General features: G+C 66.9%; 17 protein-coding genes and 1 pseudogene. 10 read left to right on the top strand and 8 right to left on the bottom strand.

What is annotated here, in order from left to right; all coding sequences use genetic code 11:
- Positions 1–346: 346 nt before the first annotated feature.
- Positions 347–2,017 (bottom strand): IS200/IS605 family accessory protein TnpB-related protein, encoded by a 1,671-nt coding sequence (locus tag DN412_RS09690; RefSeq protein WP_115014353.1) that lies wholly within the window; start codon positions 2,015–2,017, stop codon positions 347–349.
- Between the two features lie 82 nt (positions 2,018–2,099).
- A pseudogene (locus DN412_RS44445) lies at positions 2,100–2,365 on the bottom strand (recombinase family protein); the annotation flags it as partial.
- Positions 2,366–2,523: 158 nt separating this feature from the next.
- Here DN412_RS44445 and DN412_RS09680 point away from each other — a divergent pair.
- Both DN412_RS09680 and DN412_RS09675 read left to right on the top strand, forming a co-directional pair.
- The gene (locus DN412_RS09680; RefSeq protein ID WP_115014352.1) at positions 2,524–2,730 is read left to right on the top strand and encodes a type II toxin-antitoxin system VapB family antitoxin; all 207 of its coding nucleotides are present in this window, start codon (positions 2,524–2,526) and stop codon (positions 2,728–2,730) included.
- Positions 2,727–3,107 (top strand): type II toxin-antitoxin system VapC family toxin, encoded by a 381-nt coding sequence (locus DN412_RS09675; RefSeq protein WP_115014350.1) that lies wholly within the window; start codon positions 2,727–2,729, stop codon positions 3,105–3,107. Before DN412_RS09680 ends, DN412_RS09675 begins: the two co-directional genes overlap by 4 nt.
- 14 nt (positions 3,108–3,121) lie before the next feature.
- On the opposite strand, the gene DN412_RS09670 is transcribed toward DN412_RS09675, so the two are convergent.
- The 4 genes from DN412_RS09670 to DN412_RS09655 are packed head-to-tail and all read right to left on the bottom strand — an operon-like array spanning position 3,122 to position 6,459.
- Positions 3,122–3,829, bottom strand: a complete 708-nt coding sequence (locus DN412_RS09670) for an ABC transporter ATP-binding protein (RefSeq protein WP_115014347.1) — start codon at positions 3,827–3,829, stop codon at positions 3,122–3,124.
- Complete coding sequence (locus DN412_RS09665; protein ID WP_115014345.1) at positions 3,822–4,574, bottom strand: ABC transporter ATP-binding protein; 753 nt, start codon at positions 4,572–4,574, stop codon at positions 3,822–3,824. Before DN412_RS09665 ends, DN412_RS09670 begins: the two co-directional genes overlap by 8 nt.
- A complete protein-coding gene (locus tag DN412_RS09660) occupies positions 4,571–5,599 on the bottom strand; it encodes a branched-chain amino acid ABC transporter permease (RefSeq protein WP_115014342.1) in 1,029 nt (342 codons plus the stop codon). Before DN412_RS09660 ends, DN412_RS09665 begins: the two co-directional genes overlap by 4 nt.
- Positions 5,596–6,459, bottom strand: a complete 864-nt coding sequence (locus DN412_RS09655; protein WP_115014339.1) for a branched-chain amino acid ABC transporter permease — start codon at positions 6,457–6,459, stop codon at positions 5,596–5,598. Before DN412_RS09655 ends, DN412_RS09660 begins: the two co-directional genes overlap by 4 nt.
- 201 nt (positions 6,460–6,660) lie before the next feature.
- Between DN412_RS09655 and DN412_RS09650 the strand changes: the two genes are divergently transcribed.
- Together DN412_RS09650 and DN412_RS09645 are read left to right on the top strand one after the other, a co-directional pair.
- Positions 6,661–7,578 carry an aldo/keto reductase gene (locus DN412_RS09650; RefSeq protein ID WP_115014337.1) on the top strand — a complete coding sequence of 306 codons (918 nt, stop codon included), beginning with the start codon at positions 6,661–6,663 and terminating at the stop codon, positions 7,576–7,578.
- Between the two features lie 12 nt (positions 7,579–7,590).
- Positions 7,591–8,949 carry an NTP/NDP exchange transporter gene (locus tag DN412_RS09645; protein WP_115014335.1) on the top strand — a complete coding sequence of 453 codons (1,359 nt, stop codon included), beginning with the start codon at positions 7,591–7,593 and terminating at the stop codon, positions 8,947–8,949.
- Positions 8,950–9,008: 59 nt separating this feature from the next.
- Here DN412_RS09645 and DN412_RS09640 read toward each other — a convergent pair whose 3' ends face one another.
- Positions 9,009–9,686, bottom strand: coding sequence for a DUF2968 domain-containing protein (locus DN412_RS09640; RefSeq protein WP_115014333.1), 678 nt, complete (start codon positions 9,684–9,686; stop codon positions 9,009–9,011).
- Positions 9,687–9,945: 259 nt separating this feature from the next.
- On the opposite strand from DN412_RS09640, the gene DN412_RS09635 reads away from it, so the two are divergent.
- Positions 9,946–11,052: an S-(hydroxymethyl)glutathione dehydrogenase/class III alcohol dehydrogenase gene (locus DN412_RS09635; protein WP_115014331.1), complete on the top strand. Its 1,107-nt coding sequence runs from the start codon at positions 9,946–9,948 to the stop codon at positions 11,050–11,052.
- A 13-nt stretch (positions 11,053–11,065) separates the two neighbouring features.
- Positions 11,066–11,908: an S-formylglutathione hydrolase gene (gene fghA, locus DN412_RS09630; RefSeq protein WP_115014329.1), complete on the top strand. Its 843-nt coding sequence runs from the start codon at positions 11,066–11,068 to the stop codon at positions 11,906–11,908.
- Between the two features lie 10 nt (positions 11,909–11,918).
- On the opposite strand, the gene DN412_RS09625 is transcribed toward fghA, so the two are convergent.
- A complete protein-coding gene (locus tag DN412_RS09625) occupies positions 11,919–12,932 on the bottom strand; it encodes an AraC family transcriptional regulator (RefSeq protein WP_115014327.1) in 1,014 nt (337 codons plus the stop codon).
- A 154-nt stretch (positions 12,933–13,086) separates the two neighbouring features.
- Here DN412_RS09625 and DN412_RS09620 point away from each other — a divergent pair, with 154 nt between their 5' ends.
- From DN412_RS09620 to DN412_RS09605, 4 genes are read left to right on the top strand one after another with little or no spacing between them, the layout of a single operon-like run.
- The gene (locus tag DN412_RS09620; protein ID WP_115014325.1) at positions 13,087–14,220 is read left to right on the top strand and encodes an acyl-CoA dehydrogenase family protein; all 1,134 of its coding nucleotides are present in this window, start codon (positions 13,087–13,089) and stop codon (positions 14,218–14,220) included.
- A gap of 45 nt (positions 14,221–14,265) precedes the next feature.
- Positions 14,266–15,789 (top strand): CoA-acylating methylmalonate-semialdehyde dehydrogenase, encoded by a 1,524-nt coding sequence (locus tag DN412_RS09615; protein ID WP_115014322.1) that lies wholly within the window; start codon positions 14,266–14,268, stop codon positions 15,787–15,789.
- A 37-nt stretch (positions 15,790–15,826) separates the two neighbouring features.
- Positions 15,827–16,732: a 3-hydroxyisobutyrate dehydrogenase gene (gene mmsB / locus DN412_RS09610; protein WP_115014320.1), complete on the top strand. Its 906-nt coding sequence runs from the start codon at positions 15,827–15,829 to the stop codon at positions 16,730–16,732.
- Positions 16,729–17,499 carry an enoyl-CoA hydratase gene (locus DN412_RS09605; protein ID WP_115014318.1) on the top strand — a complete coding sequence of 257 codons (771 nt, stop codon included), beginning with the start codon at positions 16,729–16,731 and terminating at the stop codon, positions 17,497–17,499. Before mmsB ends, DN412_RS09605 begins: the two co-directional genes overlap by 4 nt.
- Positions 17,500–17,501: the final 2 nt, after the last annotated feature.

The following is a 17,501-nucleotide window of genomic DNA, read 5'->3' as shown; positions in this document are numbered from 1 at the left end:
CTGCCGTATCGGTGGAGTAAAGCATCGCCGTTCGCGAGCGTCCATCCCGGATATCAGGCAATTTTTCAAGAGTCGGCGGTATCGGGGCCCCTTTCATGGCGTCAAACTTCGCCGGCTCCTCGAAATGCGACGTCTCTCATCGATTCCCCGGCACCGACAGCAAATACTGGTGACGTCATCGAATCACCGATGATCGGGTGTGGAAGGCCCGGATGTCTGACGAGGACAGGCGTTGCGCTCGCAGCATGCAACGCCTGTGTGCTCGCATGCTTCCATGGCGGGCCGGGCGAGGCAGCCGCAAGGCTGGCCGGTTCCCCACCTTAGACCGGTCTTTCCACCGCTAACTTCACCAAGAACAAATCTGCTCACCGCGAGCCGGTGAGCGGCTAGACTTGTTTCCCGCAGGGGTCACGGTGCCCCCGCTTGGCCCTCGCGGCATTTTGCCGCGGGACGTTCCGACCTTTCGCGCTACAGACGTATTCTTCTGTGCGGCAACGATTGCGCGCCGGAACTTACCCAGAGCCACGTGGAGCTCATCCCAGGATGTGCCGCCGCCTTCCGCGCGATTCCTTGCAGGTAGCTGGAAGAGGACGGTCACACCCTTGACCGAAACCGGTGTCGATTTCAGCCTTGGAATGCACTCCTTGTAGCCCTGCGACCGCCGGGCAATTACGCCCGCAGCCGCTTTATGCACGCTTAGCCCGCGTGGCTTCGCGTATTTGATCTGCCCGGCCAGCGAGGTGAAGGCCGGATTCACCTTGATCAACTCCACCCCGCGTCGGTGGCACTTCGACGCGAGCAACTGTTGATACTTTGCATAGGACAGGCCTGACAGCGCCCGCGCTTGCGCCGGGCTCATCGTCGACATGTCCTTTTTCTTGTCGGTGAAGTCGAGGTCTTCGGCCGCAATGGGCTTTCCCGCTTGCAGCGCATGCTCGACCACGCCCTCCAGGGCATCCGACAGCAGGGCCGCGCGCTGGCCCGTGCTCTTGTCCTCCAGCGGCAGCTCGACCCGCCAAGACTGGATCATGTTGCCGCCGGGGTCGGTCTCCGTGACAGCCAGATGGTCCGCATTGAAGTCAATCCCGATCGCACCAAACTTGGCGCTGAGCGTGGAGATGGGCGCGGCCGGGCGGGCGAACGACACCATCAGCCGATAGCCCTTGTGGTCCTTGTGGATCAGCCACGAAAGCGGCTTGCCCTCACGCAGGGCCCAGCGCAGCGCGGGCTCATCGTACGGGAAGGAAAGGCCGCCGAGCACCAGATACTTGTCCTTGCCCGTGGGCTTCTCCACGGGACTACCATCGCATTCAGACTTTTCTTTGCCCGCAGCAATCACCGCATCGGGCAGTCGAATCCGAAGCGCGAGCAGTCCATCCTCGCCCACCGAGAGCGTGCAAGATTGATTGCCGCCAGTCTCGTCGCCGGAGCCGAGGAAGAAGCATTGGTGATCCCGCGCCGCGCGCCAGTCGGCCAGCCACTCGGCGCGATTCCTGTAGCCGTTCTCCGCTAGATTAAACTGCTTCTGGAAAAGCTTTCGAGAACCAAAGCAGATGCCCGGGACATTGGCTTCTAGGCGCCGCTGAAGTTCCGCGATCTTGCCCTCCAGGCGCTTGACCTTCAGTTGCAACTTGCGCTGCTGCGCTGTCCAACGTCGGAATACCTTCGTGGTAACGGCAATCCGCTTCGCGTCGAGATCCGCGAACTTCTTGTCAAAACCTGCGACTCGCTTCTTCAGCTTTTTGAGCGCAGAATTTCTGTCCTTGACGTTTTGCTTGAGCAACTCGCACACGCTGTCGATGGAGCCTTGCAGATCGTTCGCAAGACCGTTGAAGTATCGAGCGGTGATGCCGTGGGCCTTGCAGAACTCAGTCTTGTGATTCTTCACCTTGCCGCCCTTGGCGGCCACCACCGCATACAGCTTGCGCAACTGCATCCCGTAATGACCGACGAGCCTGGCCAGCACGAGGGCTGCCTCAGGCGTGATGGTCGGCCGGGTCTGGGTAGTGAGTTGCACGAAGTGAGCAATGGGGTAAAGGTGACCGCAATTATGCCTATGACGCAAGTGCGCGCAAGTTTTTACGACTGCGTGAGCCGTATCACCTTGACGAGAACACGGTGAGGATCTCAACGAGGTCTGCCGTGAGTTGTTGCTCTTGCGGGATATCTTCGTCCGCATCCAGAATCACGACCTCGACGCCGCGTATCGCGCAGATGCGGAACAGCAACTCCGAGCCAAAGCGCAGCAGACGGTCCTTGGTCACCAGCACGAGGCGCCGTCACGGTGATGAAGGATCTCGGTCAGCAGCTTCAGTAGACCCTTCTTCTTGTCGTTGAGGCCTGAACCTAGATCGGTGATGACTTCGACGCCGTCCCATTTCTGGGCCTCGCAATGTCGCCGTAGGCAGATGCAGTAGCGGCTCGCAGGTGTGGCGGTGAACGATCCGTCGCACCCGCGAACAACCTTGCAAGGATGCTATTTTTGATGCAATATGACATCCAATATGAAGCAAGGAGCATGGTATGCGCACGACCGTCACGATCGACGACGCCCTGTATGAACAAGCACTAGAGGTAGCTGACCCTGGCATGGACAAATCTGACCTCTTTCGTGAGGCAATCAAGACTTTCGTTCGGGTACAAGCAGCCAAGCGCCTCGCGGCACTGGGTGGCGCCGCCCCCGCCATGGAAGATGTGCCACGTCGCCGCAAGGAACCTGAAGCCAAATGAGCGTGCTCGTCGACACCTCTGTGTGGGTAGATCATTTCAAGAACCGCAATGACGCACTGGTCAGCTTGCTCGTGTCGGATCAAGCACTGACCCACCCCATGGTCCTGGTTGAATTAGCTTGCGGGACGCCGCCGGCACCGCGTGCCCGGACACTCGGCGACATCCGCTTGTTGCAGCCTGCAAGGCAGGCGAGCCTGGCAGAGGTCATAGCGTTCATCGAGCAAGAGAAACTGTATGGACTGGGCTGCGGCCTGGTGGATGTCTCATTGCTGGCTTCCACTTTGATCACGCCAGGCGCACTGCTATGGACACTGGACCAGCGTCTCAACGACTTGTCAGCGCGTTTTGGTGTGGCACATCGATCCAAGCTTCACTAGGTCACGCGGCCACGTCACGCCCCGCCCACGCTCACCAGCGCATCCAGCCGCGCCTTGTCCGCCAGCAGCGCAGCGCTGTCCGAGGCATGCACCACCTTCCCCCGGTCCAGCACCATCGCGCGCTGCGTCATCGCCAGCGCCAGCCGCGCATGCTGTTCCACCACGATCACCGCCATGCCAGACTGGCCGATCAGTTGCCGGATCACCCGCTGCAGTTCCTGCACGATGATCGGCGCGAGGCCTTCCATCGGTTCGTCCAGCAGCAACAGCGCGGGGTTGAGCACCAGCGCGCGGGCGATCGCCAGCATCTGCTGTTCGCCTCCGGATAGCTGGTTGCCCAGGTTGCGGCGGCGCTCCTGCAGGCGCGGAAAGACCTCGTACACGCGCGCGGCGTTCCAGTGCCCGGGCCGGGCCACCGCGCTCAGGTGTTCTTCCACCGTCAGCGACGGGAACATCCAGCGCTCCTGCGGCACCCAGCCGATACCGGCCTGGGCGCGCTGGTGCGGCGCCAGCCGGGCCAGGTCCCGCCCCTGCCAGCGCAGCGTGCCACCGCGCAGCCGCGTCATGCCCATCAGCGTGGCCAGCAGCGTGGTCTTGCCCACGCCGTTGCGCCCCAGCAGCGCCAGGCTGTCGCCGGCGTCCAGTGCCAGGTCAATGCCGTCCAGCACCACGGCATCGCCATAGCCCGCGCACAGCCCCTGTACGCACAGCAGCTCAGTCATGCGCGGCCTCCCCGAGATAGACTTCCTTCACGCGCGCATCGGCGGCGATCTCGACGGGCGTGCCTTCGGTCAGCACCTTGCCGCCGACCAGCACCGTGATGCGCTCGGCAAAGCGGAACACCAGGTCCATGTCGTGCTCGATAAACAGGATGGTGATGTCGCGCGGCAGCGCGGCGATGACTTCGAACAGCTCGGCGCTGTGCGCGGCCGGGATGCCTGCGGCGGGCTCGTCGAGCAGAAGGATCGACGGCCGGGTTGCCAGCGCCAGTGCGATCTCCAGCAGCCGCTGCTTGCCGTAGGGCAGCTGGCGGGTCTCGGTATCGGCCTCGGCGTCGAGCCGCAGGCTGGCCAGCACGGCCATGGCTTCGTCGGCCAGCGCACGCTGCGAGGCCACGGTGCGCGACCAGACCCGCACGGCGCCGGTACGCTCGGCCACGGCCAGCACCACGGATTCCAGCACCGTCAGGCCGGGAAACAGCGTGTTGATCTGGAACGTGCGCGTCATGCCCAGACGCACCCGCGCATGCTGCGGCAGCCGCGTGATGTCCTGCTCCCCCAGCCAGATCCGGCCCGCCGTGGGCGCGATGGCCCCGGTCAGCAGGTTGATGAAGGTGGTCTTGCCGGCGCCGTTCGGGCCGATCAGCGCCTGGCGCGCGCCCGGTGCGAAGCTCAGCGAGATCTCGCTGTTGGCGGCAAACGCGCCCCAGTGGCGCGACAGGCCTTCGGTACGCAGCAGTTGCGTCATGGCGTCTCCCCGTGCCTGCGTCGTGACGCAAGCCAGTTGCGTACCGTATCCACCGCGCCCATCACGCCGCCACGCGCGAACAGCACCATCACCACCAGCAGCAAACCGATCCAGAACTGCCAGTACACCGGGTTGATGCCGGCCAGCACGTCCTGCGCGATCATGAATAGCGCCGCGCCGGCGAGTGCGCCATACAGGCGTCCGGCCCCGCCCAGCACCAGCATCACCAGCAGTTCCGCCGAACGCGGGAAGCCCAGCACATCCAGCCCGACGAACTGCGTGGTCTGCGCCAGCAGCCCGCCCGCCACGCCCGCCACCGCCGCCGACACCGTAAACACCGCACCCAGCCTGCGCGGCACATTGGCGCCCAGCGCCGGCATGCGCCGCGCGCCTTCGCGGATACCGCGCAGCGACAGCCCGAACGGCGACTGCGTCAGCCGCCTGAGCAGTACGAACAGCACGAAAGTCACGGCCAGGCTGTACAGGTAGGCGGTCTTGCCAAAGAGGTCGAATTCGAACACGCCCAGCAGCTTGTCCATGGCCACGCCGGACAGACCGTCCACGCCGCCGGTCAGGAAGGCTGCCTTGTTGGCGGCCTCGAACAGCATCAGCCCGATGCCCAGCGTGACCATCAGCCGTGTCAGGTCGCCACCACGCACCACCAGGAAGCCCGACAGCCAGCCCGCCAGTCCCGCGACAGCGGCGGCGGCAACCAGCCCGGACAGCGGCTCGCCCCAGCCATGCGCGGCGAGCAGCCCCGCCGTATAGGCGCCCAGCCCGAAGAACGCCGCATGGCCCAGCGAAACAATGCCGGCATAGCCAAGGATCAGGTCCAGCGACAGCGCGAACAGCCCGGTGATCAGCACCTGGCTGCCCAGGATCAGGTAGTCCGGCAACAGGAAGAACACCGCCACCGGCGCCAGCCAGAAGACAAGCTCGGCAAGGTGCCAGCGCCCGTCAGGCAGCGGGTGCCGCGTGCCGGCCTGGGACGCCGACGCACGCATCGACCGGATCAGCGCCTTCATGCCCGCCTCCCGTACAGCCCGGCCGGAAACAGCACCAGCAGCACCACCATCATCGCGTAGATAACGAACGCTCCCACCGCGGGCACGTAGTACTTGCCGGCCACGTCGGCAATGCCCAGCACCAGCGCCGCCAGCAACGGCCCGCGGATGGTGCCGGCACCGCCCACCGCCACCACCAGCAGGAAATACACCATGTACTTGAGCGGGAAGGACGGATCGAGACCCAGCACATCGATCCCCAGGCCGCCACCCAGCCCCGCCAGGCCAGAGCCCAGCGCAAAGGTCAGGCTGAACACGCGGCTGACGTTGATACCCAGCCCCCGTGCCGCCTGCTGGTTGTCCACGGCCGCGCGCACCTGCGCGCCGAAGCGCGTGCGCGACACCAGCCAGCCCAGCGCCAGCGTGATCACGATCACCACGCCGACCAGGAAGAGCCGGTAGGCGCCAAGTTCCAGCGTGCCCACCCGCACCTGCCCGCGCAGCATCTCCGGCAACTCCACCGGCTGCTGGCCGGGGCCGAACACGTAGGTGGCGCCGGCCATCGCCATGAAGGTCAGGCCGATGGAAAACAGCACCTGGTCCAGGTGGCTGGCCTGGTAGAGCCGGCGGTACAGCGTGCGCTCCAGCAGCCAGCCCACCGCGGCCGCGCCCGCGAACGCCACCGGCAGCGCCAGCAGGAACGGCACGCCCGCACGGTTCATCAGCACCACCGCGACATAGCCGCCCAGCATGGCAAAGGCGCCATGTGCGAGATTGACGAAGTTCATCAGGCCCAGGGTCACGGACAGGCCTACGCTGATCAGGAACAACAGGCTGCCGTAGGCCACGCCGTCGAACAACACGCCAAGAAGACTCGCCATGCGCGCAGAGGCTCCGGGTAAGAGATGGAAACAGCGGTGATGAAAACAGCGCCGGCAAGGCATTCCCGGCGCCCCGCAGTGTCGCACGCTGTGTACCATGATGCACGGCGCGGCTTTGTGCGCTGGCATCAACGCAACGGTTTACAAGGCCCCGCACACGGCCTAAGGTCAACCAGTCAGTGACTTGCCGGGAACCACCCCATGTCGATCGACCGCCGCTCATTCCTCAGCCTGGCCGCCGGACTGGCGGCCACCGGCCTCGGCCCGGTGCTGCCGGCCCATGCCGCCACCGTCGCCGCACCCATGCGCCGCAACATCCCTGGCACCACCGACGCCCTGCCCGTGATCGGCATGGGCACCGCCGACACCTTTAATGTCGGCACCAGCGCCGATGAACGCAAGCCGCTGGCCGAGGTGCTGGGGCTGCTGCTGCAGACCGAGGGTTCGGTCATCGATACCGCGCCCAGCTACGGCAGCGCCGAAGCCGTAACGGGCGATTTGCTGAGCGCGGCCAATGCCCGCAACCGGGTGTTCCTGGCTACCAAGATCTCGGCCCGGTCCGGCGCACCGGCGCAGGCGCAATGGGCGCACTCGCTCGCCGACCTGCACGTTGACAAGATCGACCTGCTGCAGGTGCATAACCTGATCGACTGGCAGGTCAACCTGCGCTGGCTGCGCGAACTGAAGGAACAGGGCCGCATCCGCTACCTGGGCATCACCCATTACCGCGAGGACGCGCACGAGGCGCTGGAGAAGATCGTGCGCAGCGAGCGCGTGGACTTTGTCCAGGTCAACTACTCCGTGGCCGAGCGCAATGCCGAACGCACGCTGCTGCCGCTGTGCGAAGCGCGCGGCGTGGCGGTGCTGGTCAACCGGCCGTTCCAGGACGGGCGCCTGTTCCGTGTGGTCAAGGACCACCCGCTGCCGGAGTGGGCCGGCGATATCGACTGCGGTTCGTGGGGGCAGCTGTTCCTGAAGTTCATCGTCAGCCATCCCGCCGTGACGGCGGCGATCCCGGCTACCTCCAAACCGCGCAACATGGCCGACAACCTGGGGGCCGGGCTGGGCCGCATGCCTGACCCGGGCCAGCGCGAGCGTATCGCCGCGCTGCTGCGCTGAGCGCTATCGATCGTGGACGATCCCGCGCGCGATGCGCCTGGCAGCGGACTGGCCCGGTTGCGGCGCGGCTTAGGCATCCGCCCCGGCGAGGCCGGCGCCGTGGTGGCCGGCTTCCTGTTCTTCTTCTGCCTGTTCGCCAGCTATTTCATGCTGCGCCCGGTGCGCGAGACCATGGGCATTGCCGGCGGCGTGAAGAACCTGCAGTGGCTGTTCACCGCCACCTTTGTCGTGATGCTGGCCGCGATCCCGGTGTACGGCGCGGTCTGCGCCTGGCTGCCGCGGCGCCGCTTCGTGCCCTGGGTGTACGCCTTCTTTATCGCCAACCTGCTGGGCTTTGCGCTGGCCACGCGCGCCCTGCCCGACAACATCTGGCTGGCGCGCGTGTTCTACGTCTGGCTGTCGGTGTTCAACCTGTTCGTGGTATCGGTGGCATGGAGCCTGATGGCCGATGTATTCCGGCCCGAGCAGGCGCGCCGGCTGTTCGCGCTGCTGGCAGCCGGCGCCAGCGCGGGCGGGCTGACCGGGCCGGTGCTGGGCGGCTGGCTGGTGCCGCGGATCGGCCTGACCGGGTTGATGCTCCTGTCAGCCGCGCTGCTGGCCGCAACACTGCCGGGCGTCGGCTGGCTGTTTGGCTGGCGCCGCCGCGCCGGCGCAGGCGCGGTGCAGGCGGGCGAAGCCGCCGCCGGCGCGTTGCAGGATCCTGCCAACCCGATCGGCGGCGCGCTGCTGGCCGGGCTGTCGCTGCTGCTGCGCTCACGCTACCTGCTTGGCATCGGCCTGTTCGTGATCCTGCTGGCCACGGCCAGCACCTTCCTGTATTTCGAGCAGGCGCGACTGGTGGCCGAGGCTTTCCCGGAGCGCACCCGCCAGACCCAGGTCTTCAGCGCGCTGGACGCCGCCGTACAGGCGCTGACCATCCTGGTCCAGCTCTTCTTCACCGGCCGCATGGCGCGCCGCTATGGCGTCGCGGTGCTGCTGACCGCCGTGCCACTGGCAGTCGCCGCGGGCTTCCTTGTGCTGGCCCTGCTGCCCACCTTCGGCGTGCTTGCCGGCGTGATGATCCTGCGCCGAGTCGGCGAATACGCGCTGCTGCGCCCGGGGCGCGAGATGCTGTTCACCGTGGTCGACCCCGAGACCAAGTACAAGGCCAAGAACGTGATCGACACCGCCGTCTACCGTGCGGGCGATGCGGTCAGCGCCTGGGTCAAGACGGGGATCGATGCCTTGTCGGGCCATCCCGCCACGGTGGCGCTGGCGGGGGCTGTACTGGCGCTGGTGTGGGCGGGGCTGGGATGGTGGCTGGGGCGGCGCCATGAGGGGCAGTTGGGGCCGTCAGCCGGCCCGCCGCCGGGCCGGGCAACTGCCGCCTAGCAGCGCTGTGCCCTGCGTGCAGCCAGTAAGCGGCCCGGGAGCCCAGGCGCTTCGCCGGTTCAGTGGCGCGACTTGTTCGCGACCGGCAGCATCTCGCCGGAATTCGCCAGCGAGGATTCGATGCGACGGATCTCGCGGCGCAGCTTTTCAAGCTGGGCGCGGGCGGCACGGCTATCGAGCTCGGCAGTCTGCACCTCGGCACGCGACGTCTTCTGGTCTTCCACCATGCGCAGGCGCTGCGCCTGCACCAGGCGCATGTCATTGTTGAGCGCTTCGGCGCGCACCTGTGCATCCTCGATGGCACGCTCATACTGGCGTATCTGGGTTGCCAGCAATTGCCGCCGGATGGTGTCGCCGGCAATGGCGCCATTCTGCTTGCTGGCATTGCGATAGGCTGCATCGGCTGCGCCAAGGTTATCGAACCGCAGGACGCGCCATATCTTGTTCTGGTAAAGCAGCGTTACATAGCAGAGCACTTTGTCGTCGGCCAGCAGCAGCGCCGTGCCGTAGTCGCCGTCGACACTGGCGCGCAGCTCCCTGACTGAGGCATCCTCGATGCGCCGCTGCAGTTCCGCGATGAGACTCTGCGACGACGGATCCACTGCAGGGCCGGCATCGGCGATAAAGCCTGGCGTCGGGACGGGATCCGGCTTCGCCAGTACTGCGGGGGCGCAAACAAACAGTTGGATGGCAAGGATGCCGGCAAGCAGGCGGGTATGGGACGGATTGTCTGTCATGCTCTTGTTCTGGAATGGGGGCAAGGCCTCAGGCAATGCGCCTCGGGACCAGACGACAATGACGACCCCATGGCGGTTGCTCCGCGGCCGCGGCGGTGCGACCGCCGGATCTTACGGCAAAGGCTGGCAGGATCGAATACCTCCTTTTGGGTAATTGACCTGGCAGTCCGGCTGGCGGTGGGCAGCCAGATGGTCGTATAGTCATGGCCTCGGGCGCGCAAGCACTGCCCAGACATTCTTTCCCCGGAGGACTCCCCCAATGAAAACCAAAGCCGCCATCGCCTGGAAAGCCGGTGCCCCGCTGACCATTGAAGACGTGGACCTGGAGGGCCCCCGCGCAGGCGAAGTGCTGGTGGAAGTGAAGGCCACCGGCATTTGCCATACCGATTACTACACCCTGTCCGGCGCGGACCCGGAAGGCATCTTCCCCGCGATTCTGGGCCACGAGGGCGCGGGCATCGTCGCCGACGTCGGCCCGGGCGTGACCTCGCTCAAGCCGGGCGACCACGTGATCCCCCTCTACACGCCGGAATGCCGCCAGTGCAAGTTCTGCCTGTCGCGCAAGACCAACCTGTGCCAGGCGATCCGCGCCACCCAGGGCAAGGGCCTGATGCCGGACGGTACCTCGCGCTTCTCGATCGACGGCAAGCCGATCTTCCACTACATGGGCACCTCGACCTTTGCCAACCACATCGTGGTGCCGGAGATCGCGCTGGCCAAGATCCGCCCGGATGCGCCATTCGACAAGGTCTGCTACATCGGCTGCGGCGTCACCACCGGCGTGGGCGCGGTGCTGTTCACTGCCAAGGTGGAAGCCGGCGCCAACGTGGTGGTGTTCGGCCTGGGCGGCATCGGCCTGAACGTGATCCAGGCGGCCAAGATGGTGGGCGCCGACAAGATCATCGGCGTGGACCTGAACCCGGGGCGCGAGGCGATGGCGCGCAAGTTCGGCATGACGCATTTCATCAACCCGAAGGACGTGGAGAACGTAGTCGACCACATCATCCAGCTGACCGACGGCGGCGCCGACTACTCATTCGAATGCATCGGCAACACGCAGGTCATGCGCCAGGCGCTGGAGTGCTGCCACAAGGGCTGGGGCAAGTCGATCATCATCGGCGTGGCCGAGGCCGGCGCGGAGATCTCCACTCGCCCGTTCCAGCTGGTCACCGGGCGCGAGTGGAAAGGCTCGGCCTTCGGCGGCGCGCGCGGCCGCACTGACGTGCCGAAGATCGTCGACTGGTACATGGAAGGCAAGCTCAATATCGACGACCTGATCACGCACACGCTGCCGCTCGATCGCATCAACGAGGGCTTCGATCTGATGAAACGCGGCGAGTCGATCCGCTCGGTCGTGCTGTACTAAGGACGGCGCCGACATGGAACTGATCTCGCAACACGGCTGCCATGGCGGCGTGCAGCGCTTCTACCGCCATGACTCGGCGGCCATCGGGCTGCCGATGCGTTTCTCGGTCTACCTGCCGCCGCAGGCGCAGGCGGGCGGCACGGTGCCGGTGCTGTTTTACCTGGCCGGCCTGACCTGCACCGAGGAGACCTTCATGATCAAGGCCGGCGCGCAGCGTTTTGCCGCCGAACACGGCCTGATGCTGGTGGCACCCGACACCAGCCCGCGCAACGCAGGCCTGCCGGGCGAGGCCGATGCCTGGGACTTCGGCGTGGGTGCGGGCTTCTATGTCGATGCCACCGAGGCGCCGTGGAACCAGCATTGGCGCATGGAGAGCTACGTCGCGGACGAACTGTTCGGGCTGGTCACCACCGCGTTGCCTGGCGACGCCGGCCGGGTCGGCATCTTCGGGCATTCGATGGGCGGGCACGGGGCGCTGGTGCTGGCGCAGCGCCATCCGCAGCGCTTCCGTTCGGTGTCGGCGTTTGCGCCGATCGCCGCGCCGTCGCGCTGCCCGTGGGGTGAGAAAGCCTTCACCGGCTACCTGGGCAGCGACCGCGCCGCCTGGGCCGCGCACGACGCCAGCGAGCTGATGGCACGCCAGCAGGGTGCGCCCTTCCCGGCCGGCATCCTGGTCGACCAGGGCCTGGACGACCAGTTCCTGCCAAACCAGCTGCACCCGGAGGCATTCGCCGCGGCCTGCCAGGCAGTCGGCCAGCCGCTTACGCTGCGCCGCCACAGCGGCTACGACCACGGCTATTACTTCATCACCAGCTTTATCGCCGACCACATCCGCCACCACGCTGCGCAGCTGTAGTCGCGCAGCTTCAACCATCCGCCAACCGGCGGTAGGCCCCCGGGCGCGATCCGGTCCAGCGCCGGAACGCCCGGTGGAACGCGCCCGGCTCGGCAAAACCGAGCTCGGCCGCGATATCCGCGACCGGGCGCCCGGAATGGCTCAGCGCCTCGATCGCCAGGTCGCGCCGCAGCGCATCCTTCAGGTCCTGGTAGCTGACGCCCTCTTCCATCAGCCGGCGCCGCAGCGATGATGCCGACAGGTTCAGGCTGACGGCCAGATCTTCAAAGGTGGGCCATTGATCCGGACGCTGGTTACGCAGCAGCCGGCGCACGCGCGCGCCCACGCTGGCGCGGTCGGAGTACTTGACCACCACGTTGTGCGGTGCGTCGCGCAGGAAGGCCTTCAGGCTGCGCTCGTCCTGGCGCACCGGCTGCTCCAGCAGCGCGGCATCGAACACCAGCGCCGTCGCCGGCTGCCCAAAAGCCAGCTGGCGCGAATACATGACGCGGTACTCGGCGCTGTACGGCGGCTCGTCGTAGTCGAAGGCCGCCAGCCGCACCGGCACGCGCCGCCGCAGCAGCCAGCTCATCAGGCCATGCAGCATGATCAGCATGGTTTCCTTGGCAAACACGCCCGGCTGCCGCCCCAGGTGCGCGCACGGCGCGGTCAGCACCAGCGCGGCCTCGTCGCCGTGGCGCTCCAGCCGCACGCCGATATCGTCCAGCAGCAGCCGGAAGTACCGCGTGATCCGCTCCAGCCCCTGCGCGAGCGTGCGGCTGCCGGCCACCGCGTGGCACAGCATGGCAAAGCTGCCGCACTTCATGCTGCGTGAGTCCTGGCCGAAGAATTCATCGTCCAGCGCCGCCGCCACGGCCAGCCACAGCTCGCTGTAGCTGGCGGACGAGACACGCGCCTGCGGCACCGCCAGCAGCGCCGGCGCAATACCCGCGCTGCGCAGCACCGGATCGGGGTCGATGCCGCGCGCGCGCAGCCCCGCAATGGCGTGGTGGACGAAACAGATGGCGACACTGCCTTTTTCCATGGCGCTGGCGGGTGGCAAACGAGTTCACGAAGATTGGCGGATTTTGGCATAGGAGCCCGCCCCTGGCGTTCCTACACTGGCCGCAGGTCAAAACACCGAGCGCGCATTCTGCCTGACTTGCAGCGCGGCTCCAAACGCCCCACCCCAATCTGCCATGCACAGCGACTACACCGAAGAGCAAACCATGATCCGCGACAGCGCGCGCGCCTTTGCCACCGAACGGCTGGCCGTGGGCGCCGCGCAATGGGACCGCGACGGCCGCCTGCCCGACGAAGTGGTCGCCGAAATGGGCGCCCTGGGCCTGTTGGGCATGATCGTTCCCGAGGAATGGGGCGGCACCTATACCGACTACGTCGCCTATGCGCTGGCCATCGAAGAGATCGCCGCCGGCTGCGCCGCCTGCGCCACCATGATGAGCGTGCACAATTCGGTCGGCTGCGGGCCGATCCTGCATTACGGCACCGATGCGCAGAAAGAACAATACCTGGCACAGCTGGCCAGCGGCGAGATGATCGGCGCGTTCTGCCTGACCGAGCCGCAGGCCGGCTCCGAGGCGCACAACCTGCGCACGCGCGCCCGCTTCACCGACAACGGCTGGGTGCTCAACGGCAGCAAGCAGTTCGTCACCAACGGCCAGCGTGCCGGCGTTGCCGTGGTGTTTGCCTCGACCGAGCCCGAACGTGGCAAGAAAGGCATCTCGGCCTTCCTGGTGCCGACCGGCACCCCGGGCTTCATCGTCCACGCCCCCGAGAAGAAGCTGGGCATCCGCGCCTCGGACACCTGCGCAATCACGCTGGAAGACTGCACCGTACCGCACGACGCTCTGCTCGGCGAGCCCGGCGAAGGCCTGCGCATCGCGCTGTCCAACCTGGAAGGCGGGCGCATCGGCATCGCCGCGCAGGCAATCGGCATTGCGCGCTCGGCCTTCGAGGCCGCATGCCGCTATGCATCGGAACGCATACAGTTCGGCCGCGCGCTGCGTGAACATCCGCCCATCGCCAACATGCTGGCCGACATGGCCACCGAACTGAACGCCGCGCGCCTGCTGGTGCACCGCGCCGCGCGCATGCGCAGCGAAGGCGTGCCGTGTCTGTCCGAAGCCTCGCAGGCCAAGCTGTATGCGTCGGAACTGGCCGAGCGCGTTTGCTCCAAGGCGCTGCAGATCCACGGCGGCTACGGCTACCTCGAAGACTACCCGGTCGAGCGCCATTACCGCGACGCCCGCATCACCCAGATCTACGAAGGCACCAGCGAGATCCAGCGCATGCTGATCGCGCGCAGCCTGTAGTCCCACCTTCCCATGCCATCAGAACCAGACCTTCCGGAGACAACCATGACTGCCGTGCCCAAGACCGACAATGCCGTGCCGACCGTGCCGCTGCTGATCAACGGCGAATGGGTGGATTCGTCCGCCACCGAATTCCGCAACGTGGTCAACCCCGCCACGCAGGAAGTGCTGGCACGCGTGCCGCTGGCCACTGCGAGCGAAGTCGCCGCAGCCGTCGGCGCCGCGCATCGCGCCTTTGCCACGTGGCGCCATACACCCATCGGCGCGCGGCTGCGCGTCATGCTGCGCTTCCAGGCACTGATCCGCGAGCACAGCAAGCGCATCGCCGCCATCCTCACCGCCGAGCAGGGCAAGACCCTGGCCGATGCCGAGGGCGACATCTTCCGGGGGCTGGAGGTGGTGGAGCACGCCTGCTCCATCGGCACCCTGCAGCAAGGCGGCTTTGCCGAGAACGTGGCCGCCACCGTCGACACCTACACGCTGCAGCAGCCGATCGGCGTCTGCGCCGGCATCACGCCGTTCAACTTCCCGGCGATGATCCCGCTGTGGATGTTCCCGATGGCGATCGTGTGCGGCAATACCTTCGTGCTCAAGCCCTCGGAGCAGGATCCGCTGTCCACCATGGAGCTGGTCAAGCTGGCGCTGGAAGCCGGCGTGCCGCCGGGCGTGCTGAACGTGGTGCATGGCGCCAAGGACGTGGTCGATGCGCTGTGCACGCACCCGGACATCAAGGCCGTGTCGTTCGTGGGCTCGACCGCCGTTGGCACCCATGTCTACAACCTGGCCGGCGCCCACGGCAAGCGTGTGCAGTCGATGATGGGCGCGAAGAACCATGCGGTGGTACTGCCCGATGCGCATAAGGAGCAGACGCTGAACGCGCTGGCCGGTGCAGGCTTCGGCGCGGCCGGCCAGCGTTGCATGGCCACCTCGGTGGTGGTGCTGGTGGGAGCGGCACGCGACTGGGTGCCCGACCTGGTCGAACGCGCCAAGACCCTGAAAGTCGGCGCCGGCGCGGAAGCAGGCACCGATGTCGGCCCCGTGGTATCGGTGGCGGCAAAGGAACGGGTCCTCGGCCTCATCGCCGCCGGCGAGCGCGAAGGCGCGACGCTGGTGCTGGATGGCCGCGGCGTGGAAGTGCCGGGCTATCCGCAGGGCAACTTCATCGGCCCGACCATCTTTACCGATGTCCGTACCGACATGTCGATCTACACCGAGGAGATCTTCGGGCCGGTGCTGGTGGTGATCGGCGTCGATACGCTGGACGAGGCCATCGCCCTGGTCAACCGCAATCCGTTCGGCAACGGCACCGGCGTGTTCACGCAGAGCGGCGCCGCGGCACGCAAGTTCCAGAGCGAAATCGATGTCGGCCAGGTCGGCATCAACATCCCCATCCCGGTACCGGTGCCCTACTTCAGCTTCACCGGCTCGCGCGGCTCCAAGCTGGGCGACCTGGGGCCGTATGGCAAGCAGGTTGTGCAGTTCTACACGCAGACCAAGACGGTGACGGCGCGGTGGTTTGACGACGCGACGGTCAATGATGGGGTGAATACCACCATCAGCCTGAAGTAATCGGGCGTCATTCAAGAACGACACGGAAGGAGACCCCATGCATATCGCCTTCATCGGCCTGGGCAACATGGGCGCGCCCATGGCGCGCAACCTGCTCAAGGCCGGCCACACGCTGACCGTATTCGACCTCAACGCCGCTGCAGTGGCATCGCTGTGCGCCGAGGGTGCCGCCACCGCGGATTCCGCCCGCAAGGCGGTTGCCGAAGCCGACTTCGTCATCACCATGCTGCCGGCCGCCGCCCACGTACGCAGCGCCTACCTGGGCCCGGACGGCGTGCTGGCCGGCGTGCGCCCGGGCGTGCCGCTGGTGGATTCCAGCACCATCGACCCCGCCACCGTGCGCGAACTGGCGGCTGCCGCCGAGGCGCACGGTAATGCGCTGGCCGATGCCCCCGTCTCCGGCGGCACCGTCGGCGCGCAGGCCGGCACGCTGACCTTTATGGTCGGCGCCACCGAAGCGCTGTTCGCCCAGGTGCGCCCGGTGCTGGCCGGCATGGGCCGCAACCTGGTCCATTGCGGCGGCACCGGCACCGGCCAGGTCGCCAAGATCTGCAACAACCTGATCCTCGGCATCTCGATGATCGGCGTGTCGGAGGCGATGGCGCTGGGCGTCAAGCTCGGCATCGATGCCAACGTGCTGGCCGGCATCGTCAATACCTCCACCGGCCGCTGCTGGGCCTCCGACACCTGCAACCCCTGGCCCGGCGTGATCGAGACCGCGCCGGCCGGGCGCGGCTACAGCGGCGGCTTTGGCGCCGACCTGATGCTCAAGGACCTGGGCCTGGCCACCGACGCCGCGCGCAGCGTGAAGCAGCCGCTGTTCCTGGGTGCGCTGGCGCAGCAGGTCTACCAGGCCGTGAGCCATGCCGGCGACGGTCAGCTCGACTTTTCCGGCGTGATCCGCCAGTACCTGTCCGCCGCGGACAAGGAGGGCAAGCAATGATCGAGTTCGCCCTGCAAGGCCACATCGCCACGCTGACGCTGAGCCGCCCGCCCGCCAACGCCTTCACGGCCGAAGGCCTGCAGCAGTTGCGCGAGCTGGTGGCAAGGATCGACGCCAACCCCGAGATCCGCGCCGTCGTCGTCACTGGCGCCGGCGAGAAGTTCTTCAGCGCCGGCGCCGACCTGAACGGCTTTGCCGAAGGCGACCGCGCCCACGCCCGCGTGATGGCGCAGCAGTTCGGCACCGCCTTCGAGGCCCTGCAGAACGCGCGGCCCGTGGTGATTGCCGCGATCAACGGCTATGCCATGGGCGGCGGACTGGAATGCGCGCTGGCCTGCGATATCCGCATCGCCGAGGAACAGGCGCAGATGGCCCTACCCGAAGCCGCCGTCGGCCTGCTGCCGTGCGGCTGCGGCACGCAGACGCTGCCCTGGCTGGTGGGCGAAGGCTGGGCCAAGCGCATGATCCTGACCAATGAGCGCGTGGATGCCGCCACCGCGTTGCGCATCGGCCTGGTGGAAGAAGTCGTGCCGCGCGGCCAGTCCCTTGCCACCGCGCTGGCGATGGCCGAGCGCGCCGGCAACGTCAGCCCCCGTGCCGCCGCACACAGCAAGCGGCTGGTGCACCTGGCGCGCCAGGGCGTGCCGCGCCAGGCCGCGCTGGCGCTGGAGCGCGAGCGCTTTGTCGACCTGTTCGACGATGCCGACCAGCGCGAAGGCGTCAACGCCTTCCTCGAGAAACGCACGCCGCAATGGCGCAACGCCTAGGA

Origin of the sequence: Cupriavidus lacunae (assembly GCF_003353055.1) — a bacterium.
Classification (GTDB): Bacteria; Pseudomonadota; Gammaproteobacteria; order Burkholderiales; family Burkholderiaceae; genus Cupriavidus; species Cupriavidus lacunae.
The sequence above is the reverse complement of the archived record's forward strand: the minus strand, read 5'-3'. Positions and strand labels throughout refer to the sequence as shown.